Source organism: Moraxella caviae (assembly GCF_002014985.1).
Lineage (GTDB): Bacteria > Pseudomonadota > Gammaproteobacteria > Pseudomonadales > Moraxellaceae > Moraxella > Moraxella caviae.
Window position 1 is genome coordinate 58372 of record NZ_MUXU01000018.1, and the last position, 12774, is coordinate 71145.

The 12774-nt window shown below is 45.3% G+C and carries 25 protein-coding genes; all 25 read left to right on the forward strand.

Annotation, left to right across the window (positions count from 1 at the left end):
* Nucleotides 1-7 precede the first annotated feature (7 nt).
* A complete protein-coding gene (gene rplB / locus B0181_RS02480) occupies nucleotides 8-835 on the forward strand; it encodes a 50S ribosomal protein L2 (protein ID WP_078275910.1) in 828 nt (275 codons plus the stop codon).
* A 12-nt stretch (nucleotides 836-847) separates the two neighbouring features.
* Complete coding sequence (rpsS, locus tag B0181_RS02485; protein WP_078275911.1) at nucleotides 848-1123, forward strand: 30S ribosomal protein S19; 276 nt, start codon at nucleotides 848-850, stop codon at nucleotides 1121-1123.
* Between the two features lie 8 nt (nucleotides 1124-1131).
* Nucleotides 1132-1461, forward strand: coding sequence for a 50S ribosomal protein L22 (rplV, locus tag B0181_RS02490; protein WP_078275912.1), 330 nt, complete (start codon nucleotides 1132-1134; stop codon nucleotides 1459-1461).
* Between the two features lie 2 nt (nucleotides 1462-1463).
* A complete protein-coding gene (rpsC, locus tag B0181_RS02495; RefSeq protein ID WP_078275913.1) occupies nucleotides 1464-2186 on the forward strand; it encodes a 30S ribosomal protein S3 in 723 nt (240 codons plus the stop codon).
* Nucleotides 2187-2189: 3 nt separating this feature from the next.
* Nucleotides 2190-2603, forward strand: a complete 414-nt coding sequence (gene rplP, locus B0181_RS02500; protein WP_029102635.1) for a 50S ribosomal protein L16 — start codon at nucleotides 2190-2192, stop codon at nucleotides 2601-2603.
* Nucleotides 2603-2800 (forward strand): 50S ribosomal protein L29, encoded by a 198-nt coding sequence (rpmC, locus tag B0181_RS02505; RefSeq protein WP_078275914.1) that lies wholly within the window; start codon nucleotides 2603-2605, stop codon nucleotides 2798-2800. The genes rplP and rpmC overlap by 1 nt, the downstream gene beginning before the upstream one ends.
* Nucleotides 2797-3069 carry a 30S ribosomal protein S17 gene (gene rpsQ, locus B0181_RS02510; RefSeq protein ID WP_078275915.1) on the forward strand — a complete coding sequence of 91 codons (273 nt, stop codon included), beginning with the start codon at nucleotides 2797-2799 and terminating at the stop codon, nucleotides 3067-3069. Before rpmC ends, rpsQ begins: the two co-directional genes overlap by 4 nt.
* 123 nt (nucleotides 3070-3192) lie before the next feature.
* Nucleotides 3193-3561 carry a 50S ribosomal protein L14 gene (rplN, locus tag B0181_RS02515; protein WP_066885074.1) on the forward strand — a complete coding sequence of 123 codons (369 nt, stop codon included), beginning with the start codon at nucleotides 3193-3195 and terminating at the stop codon, nucleotides 3559-3561.
* 19 nt (nucleotides 3562-3580) lie between these two features.
* A complete protein-coding gene (gene rplX / locus B0181_RS02520; protein ID WP_078275916.1) occupies nucleotides 3581-3898 on the forward strand; it encodes a 50S ribosomal protein L24 in 318 nt (105 codons plus the stop codon).
* Nucleotides 3899-3918: 20 nt separating this feature from the next.
* Nucleotides 3919-4455 carry a 50S ribosomal protein L5 gene (rplE, locus tag B0181_RS02525; protein WP_078275917.1) on the forward strand — a complete coding sequence of 179 codons (537 nt, stop codon included), beginning with the start codon at nucleotides 3919-3921 and terminating at the stop codon, nucleotides 4453-4455.
* Between the two features lie 10 nt (nucleotides 4456-4465).
* Entirely contained in the window at nucleotides 4466-4771 is a 306-nt protein-coding gene (gene rpsN, locus B0181_RS02530; protein ID WP_078275918.1) for a 30S ribosomal protein S14, read from the forward strand.
* Between the two features lie 10 nt (nucleotides 4772-4781).
* The gene (rpsH, locus tag B0181_RS02535) at nucleotides 4782-5180 is read left to right on the forward strand and encodes a 30S ribosomal protein S8 (protein WP_078275919.1); all 399 of its coding nucleotides are present in this window, start codon (nucleotides 4782-4784) and stop codon (nucleotides 5178-5180) included.
* A gap of 299 nt (nucleotides 5181-5479) precedes the next feature.
* Nucleotides 5480-6013: a 50S ribosomal protein L6 gene (rplF, locus tag B0181_RS02540; RefSeq protein ID WP_078275920.1), complete on the forward strand. Its 534-nt coding sequence runs from the start codon at nucleotides 5480-5482 to the stop codon at nucleotides 6011-6013.
* A gap of 15 nt (nucleotides 6014-6028) precedes the next feature.
* Nucleotides 6029-6379, forward strand: coding sequence for a 50S ribosomal protein L18 (gene rplR / locus B0181_RS02545; protein WP_078275921.1), 351 nt, complete (start codon nucleotides 6029-6031; stop codon nucleotides 6377-6379).
* A 2-nt stretch (nucleotides 6380-6381) separates the two neighbouring features.
* On the forward strand, nucleotides 6382-6879 hold the full coding sequence (gene rpsE / locus B0181_RS02550; protein ID WP_078275922.1) for a 30S ribosomal protein S5: 498 nt from the start codon (nucleotides 6382-6384) through the stop codon (nucleotides 6877-6879).
* A gap of 17 nt (nucleotides 6880-6896) precedes the next feature.
* Entirely contained in the window at nucleotides 6897-7076 is a 180-nt protein-coding gene (gene rpmD, locus B0181_RS02555; RefSeq protein ID WP_078275923.1) for a 50S ribosomal protein L30, read from the forward strand.
* Nucleotides 7076-7516: a 50S ribosomal protein L15 gene (gene rplO, locus B0181_RS02560; protein WP_078275924.1), complete on the forward strand. Its 441-nt coding sequence runs from the start codon at nucleotides 7076-7078 to the stop codon at nucleotides 7514-7516. Before rpmD ends, rplO begins: the two co-directional genes overlap by 1 nt.
* A gap of 6 nt (nucleotides 7517-7522) precedes the next feature.
* Nucleotides 7523-8851: a preprotein translocase subunit SecY gene (gene secY / locus B0181_RS02565; RefSeq protein WP_078275925.1), complete on the forward strand. Its 1329-nt coding sequence runs from the start codon at nucleotides 7523-7525 to the stop codon at nucleotides 8849-8851.
* Nucleotides 8852-8872: 21 nt separating this feature from the next.
* A complete protein-coding gene (gene rpmJ, locus B0181_RS02570; RefSeq protein WP_049236838.1) occupies nucleotides 8873-8989 on the forward strand; it encodes a 50S ribosomal protein L36 in 117 nt (38 codons plus the stop codon).
* A gap of 148 nt (nucleotides 8990-9137) precedes the next feature.
* A complete protein-coding gene (gene rpsM, locus B0181_RS02575; protein ID WP_078275926.1) occupies nucleotides 9138-9494 on the forward strand; it encodes a 30S ribosomal protein S13 in 357 nt (118 codons plus the stop codon).
* A gap of 20 nt (nucleotides 9495-9514) precedes the next feature.
* Nucleotides 9515-9907, forward strand: coding sequence for a 30S ribosomal protein S11 (gene rpsK, locus B0181_RS02580; protein ID WP_036364258.1), 393 nt, complete (start codon nucleotides 9515-9517; stop codon nucleotides 9905-9907).
* A gap of 12 nt (nucleotides 9908-9919) precedes the next feature.
* Nucleotides 9920-10561 carry a 30S ribosomal protein S4 gene (gene rpsD / locus B0181_RS02585; RefSeq protein WP_078275927.1) on the forward strand — a complete coding sequence of 214 codons (642 nt, stop codon included), beginning with the start codon at nucleotides 9920-9922 and terminating at the stop codon, nucleotides 10559-10561.
* A 23-nt stretch (nucleotides 10562-10584) separates the two neighbouring features.
* Nucleotides 10585-11589 (forward strand): DNA-directed RNA polymerase subunit alpha, encoded by a 1005-nt coding sequence (locus tag B0181_RS02590; RefSeq protein WP_078275928.1) that lies wholly within the window; start codon nucleotides 10585-10587, stop codon nucleotides 11587-11589.
* Between the two features lie 17 nt (nucleotides 11590-11606).
* Complete coding sequence (rplQ, locus tag B0181_RS02595) at nucleotides 11607-11966, forward strand: 50S ribosomal protein L17 (protein WP_078275929.1); 360 nt, start codon at nucleotides 11607-11609, stop codon at nucleotides 11964-11966.
* A 413-nt stretch (nucleotides 11967-12379) separates the two neighbouring features.
* Nucleotides 12380-12774, forward strand: a 395-nt coding sequence (locus tag B0181_RS02600; RefSeq protein WP_143821559.1) for an IS1595 family transposase, incomplete at its 3' end; no start/stop codon positions are given.

Consider the following 12774-nt stretch of genomic DNA (forward strand, 5'->3'; position numbering starts at 1 on the left):
ATAGAAAATGCCTATCGTAAAAGCAAAACCTACATCACCAGGTCGCCGCTTTGTTGAAAAAGTTGTGCATCCACACCTTTATAAAGGTCGTCCTTATGCACCGCTTGTAGAATCAAAAGCTAAGACTGGCGGTCGTAACAACAACGGTCGTATCACCACTCGTCATATTGGTGGCGGTCATAAGCAACACTATCGTTTGATTGACTTCAAACGTAACAAAGACGGTATCATTGCTACCGTAGAGCGCATCGAGTACGATCCAAACCGTACTGCGCACATTGCGCTTTTGAAATATGCTGATGGTGAGCGTCGCTACATCATCGCACCTAAAAAATTGGCAGTAGGCGATCAGGTTCAATCTGGCGAAGGTTCTCCAATCCGTCCGGGTAACTGCTTGCCACTTAAAAATATCCCAGTGGGTACTGTTATTCACAACATCGAACTAAAAATCGGCAAAGGCGCGCAAATCGCACGTTCTGCTGGTGCAGCGGTTCAGTTGTTGGGTAAAGACGGTGCTTATGTGATCGTACGTTTGCGCTCTGGCGAAACTCGCCGTATCCATGCAAACTGCCGCGCGGTTGTTGGTGAAGTTTCTAACACAGAAAACAACCTAAAATCGCTTGGTAAAGCAGGTGCAGCGCGCTGGCGTGGTGTTCGTCCTACCGTTCGCGGTACGGCTATGAACCCGATTGATCACCCACACGGTGGTGGTGAAGGACGTAACTTTGGTAAACACCCAACCAGTCCTTGGGGTCAGAAAGCTAAGGGTCTTAAGACTCGTTCTAACAAGCGTACTGACAGTATGATCATCCGTCGCCGTCGTGCCAAGAAATAAAGGAAAAGTTTCATGCCTCGTTCATTGAAAAAAGGTCCATTCATTGACGCACATTTGTTTGCAAAGGTTGAAGCTGCTCTTGAGAGCAACAACCGCAAACCGATCAAAACTTGGTCTCGTCGCTCGATGATTCTACCACAAATGGTTGGCTTGACCATTTCTGTTCACAACGGCCGCACTCATGTGCCAGTTATCGTGAACGAACAAATGGTTGGTCATAAACTCGGTGAATTCGCTCCGACCCGTTCATATCGTGGTCATGGCGTTGATAAGAAATCTAAGAGATAAGGTGTACCATGGAAGTAACTGCAAAATTACGTGGTGCCGCCATTTCGGCACAAAAAGTAAGATTGGTTGCGGACGAAGTTCGTGGTAAGCCAATTGACCGCGCTCTAGACATCTTGACCTTTAGCAACAAAAAAGGCGCTAAATTGGTTAAAAAATGCCTAGAGTCAGCCATTGCTAACGCTGAGCACAACAATGGCTTGGATATTGACACGCTGCGTGTTTCAACCATCTACGTTGATGAAGGTATTACTTTGAAGCGTATTATGCCTCGTGCCAAGGGTCGTGCTGACCGCATCAGCAAGCGCACTTGTCACATCACTGTTAAAGTAGGAGCATAATCATGGGTCAAAAAGTACATCCTATTGGTATCCGTCTAGGTGTTGTTAAAAAGCACAACGCAAACTGGTATGCAAGCCCAAAGCAATACTCTGAGTATCTGCTAAATGACTTTAAAGTGCGTGATTTCTTGCGCAACAAACTTAAAGAAGCAATGGTGAGCAACATTAGCATCGAGCGTCCTACTGGCGCAGCGAAAATCACCATTTCATCAGCGCGTCCGGGCGTGATCATTGGTAAGCAAGGTGCAGACATCGAAGCACTTCAAAAAGAGCTGACCAAAATCATGGGCGTACCAGCGCAAGTAAACATCCAAGAAATCACTCAACCTGATTTGGATGCTCGCTTGGTTGCTGTTGGTATCGCAAACCAACTAGAGCGTCGTGTGATGTTCCGCCGTGCAATGAAGCGCGCTGTTCAAAACAGTATGCGTTCTGGCGCACAAGGCATCAAAGTTGAGCTTTCTGGTCGTCTTGGCGGTGCTGAAATCGCGCGTACCGAATGGTATCGTGAAGGTCGTGTGCCACTACACACCCTTCGTGCAGATATTGATTACGCAGAAGTTCGTGCAGAAACCACTTATGGCACCATCGGTGTGAAAGTGTGGATTTTCCGTGGTGAAATCCTAGACGGCATGAACAGTGTTTACAATCCTGTGGCTGAAGATAAGACTCGTGCGCCAAAACGCCGTGGTCGTACCAACCGCCGCAACAACGACAGAGGGTAAGCTATGTTACAACCAAAACGTACCAAGTTTCGCAAAATGCACAAAGGGCGTAACACAGGTCTAGCCCAACGTGGTAACACCGTTGCATTTGGTGAAATTGGTCTAAAATCAATCGGTCGCGGTCGTATGACTGCTCGCCAAATTGAAGCAGCACGTCGTACCATCACTCGTCGCATTAAGCGTGGCGGTAAAATCTGGATTCGTGTATTCCCAGACAAACCAATCACCGAAAAACCACTAGAAGTGCGTATGGGTAAAGGTAAAGGTCCTGTAGAGTACTGGGTAGCTGAAATCAAGCCGGGCAAAATGCTTTACGAGATCCAAGGTGTGAGCGAAGAGCTGGCACGCGAAGCCCTAACTTTGGCTTCAGCAAAACTGCCTTTCAAAACCACCATTGTTAAACGGACGGTAATGTAATGAAAACCAACGAATTGCGTGAAAAATCAGTAGAAGAGTTGGCGCAGTTGCTGGACGAAAAGCAGCTTGATGCATTCCGTCTTCGCATGGCGAAAGCAACTGGTCAGCTAGGTAACACTCACGAAGTTAAGGCAAATCGTCGCACCATCGCACGAATCTTGACTTTGATCAATGAAAAACAAAGAGGTGACGCATGAGCGAGAACACCCAAACTCAAGAAGTTGGTGTTGTAACTGGCAAAGTAGTCAGCAACAAGATGGATAAGTCTATCACTGTGCTGGTTGAGCGCCAAATTCGCCACCCGATGTACGGCAAACAAGTTCGTCGTTCTACCAAACTAAAAGCTCACGATGAGAACAACGTTTGTCAAGAAGGCGATATCGTTCGTATCAAAGAAACTCGTCCTATCTCAAAGACCAAAACTTGGACTTTGGTAGACGTAGTTGAGACTGCGGTAAAAATTTAAGCTATTTGCATTAAAAGCCATTTACTAGTATAATAGTGCGTCTTTAAGGCGTGATAGCCAAAACTCACATTTTGTGGGTTTTGGCAACATGGCTTTTATGTATATTTTTTATGGAGTAATGCGATGATTCAGACTGAAACAATGCTGGAAGTTGCAGACAACAGCGGTGCGCGTCGTGTACAGTGCATCAAGGTATTGGGCGGTTCACATCGTCGTTATGCCTCTGTTGGCGACATCATTAAAGTAACCGTGAAAGAAGCAATTCCTCGCGGTCGTGTTAAAAAAGGCGACGTGATGAATGCTGTCGTGGTACGCACCAAAAAAGGCGTGCGCCGTCCAGACGGTTCTGTTCTGCGTTTTGATGACAATGCAGCGGTTATTTTGAACAACAACAAAGCACCGATTGCAACTCGTATTTTTGGACCTGTTACTCGTGAACTGCGTAGTGAACAATTTATGAAAATTGTATCACTAGCACCAGAAGTACTGTAATCTTATTTTGAGGCATCTTATGGCAAAGTTACGCAAAGGCGATACCGTGGTTGTGATTGCTGGTAAAGACAAAGGCAAGCAAGGCACAATTTTGGCGGTGAAAGCAGATCGTGTAAAAGTTGAGGGCATCAACATTGTAACCAAACACCAAAAACCTAACCAAATGTTAGGTAAAGAAGGTGGCATTGTTAAGCAAGAAGCTTTCCTACACATTTCAAACGTTGCAATTTATAACGCAGCAACCCAAAAGGCAGATCGTATTGCTTACCAAGTGAACGAAGAGGGCAAAAAAGTCCGCATCTACCGTTCTACTGGTGAAGTAGTGGCGACTGCATAAGAGACTAAGGGTAAACAGTAATGGCAAGATTAAAATCTCTATACAACGACAAGCTAAAGCAGCAAATCAAAGATGAGCTAGGCTTGGAAAACGTAATGCAAGTGCCAAAAATCACCAAAATCACTCTAAACATGGGTGTTGGTGGTGCAGCACAAGACAAAAAACTACTTGAAGGTGCATTGGCGGACATGACTGCAATCGCAGGTCAAAAGCCAGTGGTAACCAAAGCACGCAAATCAGTTGCTGGCTTTAAGATTCGTGAAGAATGGCCGATTGGCTGCAAAGTAACGCTGCGTGGCGAGCAAATGTACGAATTCCTAGATCGTCTTATTGCCATTGCGATTCCTCGTATTCGTGATTTCCGTGGTTTTTCAGCCAAAGCATTTGATGGTCGTGGCAACTACTCGCTAGGCATCAAAGAGCAGATCGTTTTCCCAGAAGTTGACTTTGACAAAATCGATCGTATCCGTGGTATGGACATCACCATCACCACCACAGCAGCGAACGATGATCAAGGTCGTGCATTGCTAAAAGCATTTGGCTTCCCATTCAGATAAGGTAAACGTTATGGCTAAAATGAGCATGATTAATCGCGAACTAAAGCGCGAAAAATGTGTGGCTAAGTACGCCGAAAAGCGTGCCGCCCTTAAAGCTATCATCAGCGATGTGAATGCAAGCGACGAAGAGCGCTTGGATGCAATGCTTGCCCTTCAAGCACTGCCACGTAATTCATCACCAGTACGCCTACGCAACCGCTGTGGTCTAACTGGTCGCCCACATGGCTTTTTCCGTAAATTTGGTCTATCACGCAACAAATTGCGTGAGCGTGTAATGCAAGGCGACGTTCCAGGCGTTCGCAAAGCAAGCTGGTAAGGAGTTCGCAATGAGTATGCAAGATCCTGTTGCTGATATGCTAACCCGTATCCGTAACGCACAATCACGAAACAAGCCATCAGTATCTATGCCTGCATCAAAACTACGCAAATCAATCGCTGATTTGCTAGTGGCTGAAGGTTATCTAACTTCTGCTGAAGTGGTAGATGCTGAAAATGGTAATAAAGTATTGAACGTAGAATTGAAATACTATCAAGGCAAAGGCGTTATCGCTCAATTGAAGCGTTACAGCCGTCCGGGTCTACGCCAATACCGCGGCAAAGACGAGCTACCAAGCGTACAAAAAGGCTTGGGTGTGGCAATCATCTCTACCAGCAAAGGCATCATGAGCGATCGTGCTGCACGCGCAGCTGGTATCGGTGGCGAAGTAATCGCTTTGGTTGCTTAATCGCGCTGACGAAGATTCGTCCTTTTTATGATTTAAAATCAATATTTGCAGTCTTGCGATTTGGTTATAAAATTGTAAAAATTGAAAAATCCTTGGTTTACGCCAAGGATTTTTTGTGCTATAATGCCGTGCTTTTTAGACAAAGCAGCTTTTGGTTGTCTTTTAACCAAAGCCAAGCAGGACGATTTAAATCACCGTGCATGAGTTTAATGTCTTAATATTGAGCATTAAAGCGTTGTCTAAATTGATTGTATTTGGTTACTGCCATTGTGGCAGTTTAATTTTTAAAGGAAATTCCTATGTCTCGTGTGGCTAAAGCCCCAGTAACGTTGCCAGCTGGCACTAGCGTTACTTTGAACGGTCAGCAGGTTGAAGTTAAAGGCAAGAACGGTTCTTTGTCTTTGCGCCTGCATGATTTGGTCGAGCTAAAGCAAGAAGAAAACGTAGTTACTCTTGCTCCTGTAGTAGATAGCAAAGAAGCGTGGATGCACACTGGTACTGTGCGTGCCTTGTTGAACAACATGGTTCACGGTGTGTCTAACGGCTTTGAGCGTCGTTTGCAGTTGATCGGCGTTGGTTATCGTGCACAAGTTGCTGGTAACAAAGTAAACCTAAACCTAGGTTTCTCTCACCCAATCGAATACACGCTTCCTGAAGGCGTAACTGCTGAAAGCCCAAGCCAAACTGAAATCGTTCTAAAATCAAGCGATAAGCAGAAGCTGGGTCAAGCAGCAGCGAAAATTCGCAGCTTCCGTCCACCAGAGCCTTATAAAGGTAAAGGTGTTCGTTATAGCGATGAAGTGGTTCTTCGTAAAGAAGCTAAGAAAAAATAAGTAAGGTGAGACATCATGTTCGATAAAAAAGCAGCTCGTCTTCGCCGAGCGAAAAAAACCCGTGCACATATCCGTAATTTAGGTGTGAATCGTTTGACCGTAACACGCACTCCACGTCATATCTATGCACAAGTTATCTCTCCAACTGGTGGCATCGTTATCGCACAAGCATCTACGCTTGACGCAAGCCTACGCTCTGGCGCGACAGGTAACGTTGAAGCTGCAAAAGCGGTAGGCGCATTGATCGCTGAACGTGCAAAAGCAGCAGGTATCACTAAGGTTGCATTTGACCGTAGTGGTTTTAAATATCATGGCCGCGTTAAAGCACTTGCTGACGCTGCTCGCGAAAACGGATTGGAGTTCTAATCATGGCAAAAGTTGAACAAACTGACGGTTTGGTAGAGCGTTTGGTCGCTGTTGACCGTGTAGCAAAAGTAGTAAAAGGTGGTCGTATTTTCTCATTCACCGCTTTGACAGTGGTTGGTGATGGTAATGGCCGTGTAGGTTTTGGTCGTGGTAAAGCGCGTGAAGTGCCAGCTGCAATCCAAAAAGCACTAGAAGCCGCTAAGCGCAACATGATCACTGTTGATCTTGCTGGCACAACCTTGCAACACCCAATCAACGCTCGTCACGGCGCATCTAAAGTGTATATGCAACCTGCATCAGAAGGTACCGGTATTATTGCTGGTGGTGCGATGCGTGCGGTACTTGAAGTTGCTGGCGTACAAAACGTTTTGGCAAAATGCTACGGCTCAACCAACGCAGCCAACGTTGTAAACGCAACTTTCAAAGGTTTGCGTGATATGGTTTCACCAGAGCAAGTTGCTGCAAAACGTGGCAAATCTGTTGAAGAAATTTTGGGCTAAGTAATAGGTGAGTTACGATGAAAACAATGAAAGTTACTCAAATTAAGTCGAGTAGCCATCGCTTAGCAAGCCATAAAGCTTGCCTAAAAGGCTTGGGGCTACGCCGCATTGGTCATACTGTAGAAGTGGAAGACACCCCTTCAACTCGCGGTATGGTAAATCGTGTGAACTACATGGTTAAAGTGGAGGAAGCGTAATGGGTCTTAAACTAAACGAATTGTCGCCAGCCGTTGGTGCAAAAAAGACAGCCCAACGCCGTGGTCGTGGTATCGGTTCTGGTCTAGGTAAGACTGGTGGTCGCGGTATCAAAGGTCAAACTTCACGTTCAGGCTCAAGCATTCCAGCAGGTTTTGAAGGCGGTCAAATGCCGATCTACCGTCGTTTGCCTAAGTTTGGTTTTACCAGCAAAATGGCAATGACCACTGCAGAAGTGCGCCTATCTGAGCTAAATAAAATTGAAGGCAACGAAGTAACGCTAGAAACGCTAAAAGCAGCGAATATCATTCGTGGTGACATGAAGCGTGCGCGTATCATCTTGTCTGGCGAAGTTACTCGTGCATTGACTTTCAAAGGCGTAAAAGTAACTAAAGGTGCTAAACAAGCAATCGAAGCTGCTGGTGGCAGCGTCGAGGAGTAATTTTCCGTGTCTAAACAATCAGCGTCAAAATCAAATATTCCACTAAATCCATTGGCTTTCATCAGAAAGTACGATGAATTGTGGCGCAGAATGCTGTTTTTAATTGGGGCGTTGATTGTTTATCGTTTGGGTTCGCACATTCCTGTTCCGGGAATGAATCCAGAGCGTCTGGCGCAATTTTTTGATGGCAGTCAAAATACCTTTTTGGGTATGTTTAATATGTTCTCAGGCGGTGCGCTTGAGCGTATGTCCATCATGGCGCTTGGCATCATGCCGTACATTTCAGCGTCTATCGTGGTGCAGATGATGTCCACGGTTGTACCGTCCTTGGAAGCCTTGAAAAAAGAGGGTGAAACAGGTCGCCGTACGCTGAATAAATACACACGTCAAGGCACTTTGGCACTTGCTTTTGTGCAGGCGGTGGGTATGTCGGCTGGATTGATTTCTGGCGGTTTGACACTGACCAGCGGTTTGGGTTTTTACATCCCTGCGGTAACATCGCTTGTGGCAGGCGCAATGTTTTTGATGTGGCTGGGTGAGCAAATCACCGAGCGTGGCATCGGCAACGGCATTTCTATGCTGATTTTTGCAAGCATTGTGTCTAGCGCACCGGGTATGATTACTCAAGCCTTTACTGATAATCTAAACTTGATTGTCATTTTGTTGTTTGCGGTGCTGGGATTGGCAGTAACGGCAGCCATCGTTTATATTGAACGAGCGCAACGCCGCGTGCCAGTGAATTATGCACAAAAACAACAAGAAGGCCGTAAAGTTTATGCGCAGCAACAATCGCATTTGCCACTAAAACTAAACATGGCAGGTGTGATTCCAGCAATCTTTGCCAGCTCGTTGTTGCTTTTGCCAGCAACCATGGGGCAGTGGGCAGGCACTTCAGCCAACCCAACCACCTTGCAAAGCATTGCACAAAACATCTCTTTGGTGTTACAACCGGGCAGTCCTTTGTATTTGCTGTTGTTTGCGGTATTTATCATCTTTTTCTGCTATTTCTACACGGCATTGATGTTTAATCCAAGTGAAGTGGCGGAAAACTTAAAACGCAGTGGTGCGTACATTCCGGGCATTCGTCCGGGTCAACAAACCAAACGATATTTAGACTTTGTTTTGAACCGACTGACTTTCATCGGGGCGATTTACATGACCATCATTTGCTTGATGCCGATGGTAATCCAAACGTCTTTTGGTGTATCGTTCCAGTTGGGCGGAGCATCGTTGTTGATTATGGTGGTGGTGTTGATGGATTTCATCGCTCAAGTTCAAGCGCACCTGATGACACACCAATATCACGATCAAACATTAATCAAGTCGTCAAAATAATTGACGCAAGAGGAGCATGACATGAAAGTTCAAGCATCAGTTAAAAAAATCTGCGGTAGCTGCAAAATCGTTCGCCGTAAAGGCAAAGTGCTAGTAATTTGCAGTGCTGAACCACGTCATAAACAACGTCAAGGTTAATTTGTAATCTTAATTTACAAAATAATACTTGCAAATGAGTAGCGGATAATGTATTATCCGCTACTTGCCATGCTACTATTGTGTAAGCAATGGTGGTAGAGTAAACTTGGCAAATGCTTTTCGCATTTGTGCTAATGGAGAGAAATCAATGGCTCGTATTGCCGGCGTAAACATTCCGGACAACAAACACGCTGTCATCTCGCTAACTTACATCTTTGGTATCGGTCGTACCACTGCTAAGCAAATCCTTGCTGCAGTTGGTATCCAAGAAACTACCAAAATCGGTCAGTTGGACGATGCTCAGCTTGATGCTGTCCGTGCAGAAGTTGCAAATTATACGACCGAAGGCGACCTTCGTCGTGAAATTTCAATGAACATCAAACGTCTTGTTGATCTTGGCTGCTACCGTGGTCTTCGCCATCGTCGTGGTCTGCCTGTAAATGGTCAGCGTACTAAAACAAACGCGCGTACCCGTAAAGGTCCACGCAAAGCAATTAAAAAGTAATTAACTTAGGAAGCTAAAAGATGGCAAAAGACACTCGTAGCCGCAAAAAAGTGGCTCGTCGCTCGGTATCAGAAGGTATCGCCCATATTCATGCGTCTTTTAATAACACCATTGTAACGATTACTGATCGTCAAGGTAATGCATTGGCTTGGGCCACTTCAGGTGGACAAGGCTTCCGCGGTTCACGTAAATCAACGCCTTTCGCTGCACAGGTTGCTGCTGAAGTTGCTGGTAAAGCAGCTCAAGAAACCTATGGCGTTAAAAATGTTGATGTCTTGGTTAAAGGTCCAGGACCAGGTCGTGAGTCTGCGGTTCGTGCATTAGGTGCATTGGGTTATAAAATCAACAGCATCAGCGATGTAACCCCAATTCCACACAACGGCTGCCGCCCACCTAAGAAGCGCCGCGTTTAAGGAGAAAGACACATGGCCCGTTATATTGGTCCAAAACTAAAATTGTCTCGTCGTGAAGGCACAGATTTGCAACTTAAATCTGGCGTAAAACCTTTTGATGTTAAGACAAAAAAAGCAGGTCGTGCGCCTGGTCAGCATGGCAACACACAAAACAAAACGTCTGAATACGCTTCACAGTTGCGCGAAAAGCAAAAAGTAAAACGTATGTATGGCGTACTTGAGCGTCAGTTCTCAAACTATTATAAAGAAGCAGCGCGTATGCGTGGTGCGACTGGTGAGAACTTGCTAGGTATGCTTGAGCGCCGTTTGGACAACGTTGTGTATCGCATGGGCTTTGGTGCTACTCGTGCAGAAGCACGTCAGCTAGTGAGCCACCGTGCAGTATTGCTTAAAAAAGCTGGTCGTGATGAATTTGTTCGTGTGAACATTCCATCAATCCAAGTACAAGACGGCGACGTGATTGCAATTCACGAGAAGTCAAAAGAGCAGTTGCGCATCAAGAACGCCATCGAATTGGCTACCCAACGTGGTATCCCAGCATGGCTAGACGTTGATCACAGCAAACTACAAGGCACTTTCAAAACTGCACCAGAACGCAGTGATTTGCCAGCTGAAATCAATGAAAACTTGATTGTTGAGCTTTACTCTAAATAATCCAAATTTTTCGAGGTGACACAATGACAAATGCAACTGAGTTTCTTACACCGAACGCGATCAGCGTAGATACGGTTAATGAAACAACTGCAAAGGTCACGCTCGAGCCGTTAGAACGTGGCTTTGGGCATACATTGGGTAACGCCCTTCGCCGCATTTTGCTTTCTTCGCTGTCTGGTGCTGCGGTCATTGAAGCTGAGATTGAAGGTGTGGATCATGAGTATTCTACACTGGAAGGCTTGCAAGAAGACGTACTGGATTTGCTTTTGAATTTAAAAGGCTTAGCCATCACGCTGCACGACCAGAACGAAGCTTATCTGACTTTGGATAAGCAGGGTGCTGGTGTTGTTACAGCGGCGGATCTTGAGTTGCCGCACAACGTAGAAATCGCCAACCCATCTCATGTGTTGGCGACGCTAAGTGAGCGCGGTCATCTGAAGATGCGTTTGCGTGTGGTAACGGGTCGTGGTTACGAGCCTGCCAACCAGCGCCGTGAAGATGCTGGTTCTAAGGCGATTGGTCGCTTGAAACTTGATGCAAGTTTCAGTCCGATTTTACGAGTGGCGTACGACGTTGAAAACGCACGCGTTGAACAACGTACAGATCTTGATAAATTGATCATTGAACTAGAAACCAATGGTACGATTGATCCAGAAGAAGCGATTCGTAAAGCGGCAACAATTTTGCAACAGCAAATCGCAATTTTTGTGGATTTGGAAGCGGAAGAAGCGCCTGAACCTATTAAAGAGAAAGAAGAGATCGATCCTGTGCTGCTACGCCCAGTTGATGATCTTGAACTAACGGTTCGTTCAGCCAACTGCTTGAAAGCTGAAAATATTTATTACATCGGTGATTTGGTGCAGCGTTCTGAAACTGAACTGCTGAAAACGCCGAATTTGGGTAAGAAATCATTAACCGAAATCAAAGACGTATTGGCATCTAAGAATCTAGAGCTTGGTATGCGTCTTGACAACTGGCCGCCTAGCGACCTACGCGTTGATGACCGTTTTTCTTATCGCAGCCGTTAATTTAAAGGATACTGACCATGCGACATCGTAACAGTGGAGTGAAGCTGGGTCGCACCAGCAGCCACCGTAAAGCCATGTTCCAAAATATGACTAACTCATTGATTGAACATGAGCTAATCAAAACTACACTAGTAAAAGCGAAAGAACTTCGCCGTGTAGCTGAGCCTCTAATCACCCTAGCTAAAGAAGACAGCGTTGCAAATCGCCGTTTGGCTTTTAGCCGTACTCGCAACAAAGCGACTGTTGGCAAGCTATTCACCGTGCTAGGCCCACGCTATCAAGGTCGCCCAGGTGGCTACCTGCGTATCATCAAATGCGGTTTCCGTGATGGTGATAATGCACCGATGGCTTATGTTGAGCTGGTAGATCGCCCATAATTGGCGATTGAGCAAAAAGACCCGACTTGTGTTGGGTCTTTTTTTGTGCCTAAGATTTGGCGGCGTGATCTGTCAATAAGACTGGTATTGCCAATAAGATTGAGATTGCCGATAAGGGCTAAGGTTTTACGATTGAATTTACTGCCTGTAGGCTGGTTTTGCGCTAGATATTCGTGCTTTGTGTTTGTCATTTGGCAAAGTTTTTTGTTTGTGGTGGGTGATTATACGGTTTGATTTTAATTTAGGCGATGAATACATTTGGCTTGAAAATAACTGATTTGGTGCATGAGCCTGACTACTTGAGTGCAGCTAAGCGGTTTAAAACAAATTTTGAACCTCTTGATTTTAAAGTTGGATTTTAAATTTTAGATTTTGGGGCTGTACTAGAATAACAACCATGTTATACTAGTTTTATGAAGATAACCCATTGTAAACTAAGTAAAAAAGTTCAAAAAAGACTGCTTGAATTTTTTGTACTCGAAGTTACTGCTAGAAGTGCAGCTGATTTACTGGGTATTCACCCTAATTCAGCAGCCCTTTTTTACCACAAAATCCGCCTTGTGATAGAATACCACTTAGCTCTTGAAGCCAACACTGTTTTTGACGGTGAAGTAGAGCTTGATGAAAGTTACTTCGGCGGTATTCGTAAAGGCAAACGTGGTCGTGGTGCAGCTGGCAAGACTGCTGTATTTGGTTTATTAAAACGCAATGATAAAGTTTACACTGTTGTTGTTAAAGATACTAAGACAAATACACTAATGCCAATTATCACAAGTAAAATCAAGCCTGATAGCATTGTCTACACAGA

Bases quoted from the DNA above. Each gene is read 5' to 3' on its own strand.
- rpsD (WP_078275927.1), top strand. From the start codon at position 9,920: ATGGCCCGTTATATTGGTCCAAAACTAAAATTGTCTCGTCGTGAAGGC.
- rpsE (WP_078275922.1), top strand. From the start codon at position 6,382: ATGGCAAAAGTTGAACAAACTGACGGTTTGGTAGAGCGTTTGGTCGCT.
- rplV (WP_078275912.1), top strand. From the start codon at position 1,132: ATGGAAGTAACTGCAAAATTACGTGGTGCCGCCATTTCGGCACAAAAA.
- rpmD (WP_078275923.1), top strand. From the start codon at position 6,897: ATGAAAACAATGAAAGTTACTCAAATTAAGTCGAGTAGCCATCGCTTA.
- rplX (WP_078275916.1), top strand. From the start codon at position 3,581: ATGGCAAAGTTACGCAAAGGCGATACCGTGGTTGTGATTGCTGGTAAA.
- rpsH (WP_078275919.1), top strand. From the start codon at position 4,782: ATGAGTATGCAAGATCCTGTTGCTGATATGCTAACCCGTATCCGTAAC.
- rplP (WP_029102635.1), top strand. From the start codon at position 2,190: ATGTTACAACCAAAACGTACCAAGTTTCGCAAAATGCACAAAGGGCGT.
- rplR (WP_078275921.1), top strand. From the start codon at position 6,029: ATGTTCGATAAAAAAGCAGCTCGTCTTCGCCGAGCGAAAAAAACCCGT.
- B0181_RS02590 (WP_078275928.1), top strand. From the start codon at position 10,585: ATGACAAATGCAACTGAGTTTCTTACACCGAACGCGATCAGCGTAGAT.
- rpsS (WP_078275911.1), top strand. From the start codon at position 848: ATGCCTCGTTCATTGAAAAAAGGTCCATTCATTGACGCACATTTGTTT.
- rpsK (WP_036364258.1), top strand. From the start codon at position 9,515: ATGGCAAAAGACACTCGTAGCCGCAAAAAAGTGGCTCGTCGCTCGGTA.
- rpsC (WP_078275913.1), top strand. From the start codon at position 1,464: ATGGGTCAAAAAGTACATCCTATTGGTATCCGTCTAGGTGTTGTTAAA.
- rplN (WP_066885074.1), top strand. From the start codon at position 3,193: ATGATTCAGACTGAAACAATGCTGGAAGTTGCAGACAACAGCGGTGCG.
- rpmC (WP_078275914.1), top strand. From the start codon at position 2,603: ATGAAAACCAACGAATTGCGTGAAAAATCAGTAGAAGAGTTGGCGCAG.
- rpmJ (WP_049236838.1), top strand. From the start codon at position 8,873: ATGAAAGTTCAAGCATCAGTTAAAAAAATCTGCGGTAGCTGCAAAATC.
- rplO (WP_078275924.1), top strand. From the start codon at position 7,076: ATGGGTCTTAAACTAAACGAATTGTCGCCAGCCGTTGGTGCAAAAAAG.
- rplQ (WP_078275929.1), top strand. From the start codon at position 11,607: ATGCGACATCGTAACAGTGGAGTGAAGCTGGGTCGCACCAGCAGCCAC.
- rpsQ (WP_078275915.1), top strand. From the start codon at position 2,797: ATGAGCGAGAACACCCAAACTCAAGAAGTTGGTGTTGTAACTGGCAAA.
- rpsM (WP_078275926.1), top strand. From the start codon at position 9,138: ATGGCTCGTATTGCCGGCGTAAACATTCCGGACAACAAACACGCTGTC.
- rplB (WP_078275910.1), top strand. From the start codon at position 8: ATGCCTATCGTAAAAGCAAAACCTACATCACCAGGTCGCCGCTTTGTT.
- rplF (WP_078275920.1), top strand. From the start codon at position 5,480: ATGTCTCGTGTGGCTAAAGCCCCAGTAACGTTGCCAGCTGGCACTAGC.
- rplE (WP_078275917.1), top strand. From the start codon at position 3,919: ATGGCAAGATTAAAATCTCTATACAACGACAAGCTAAAGCAGCAAATC.
- rpsN (WP_078275918.1), top strand. From the start codon at position 4,466: ATGGCTAAAATGAGCATGATTAATCGCGAACTAAAGCGCGAAAAATGT.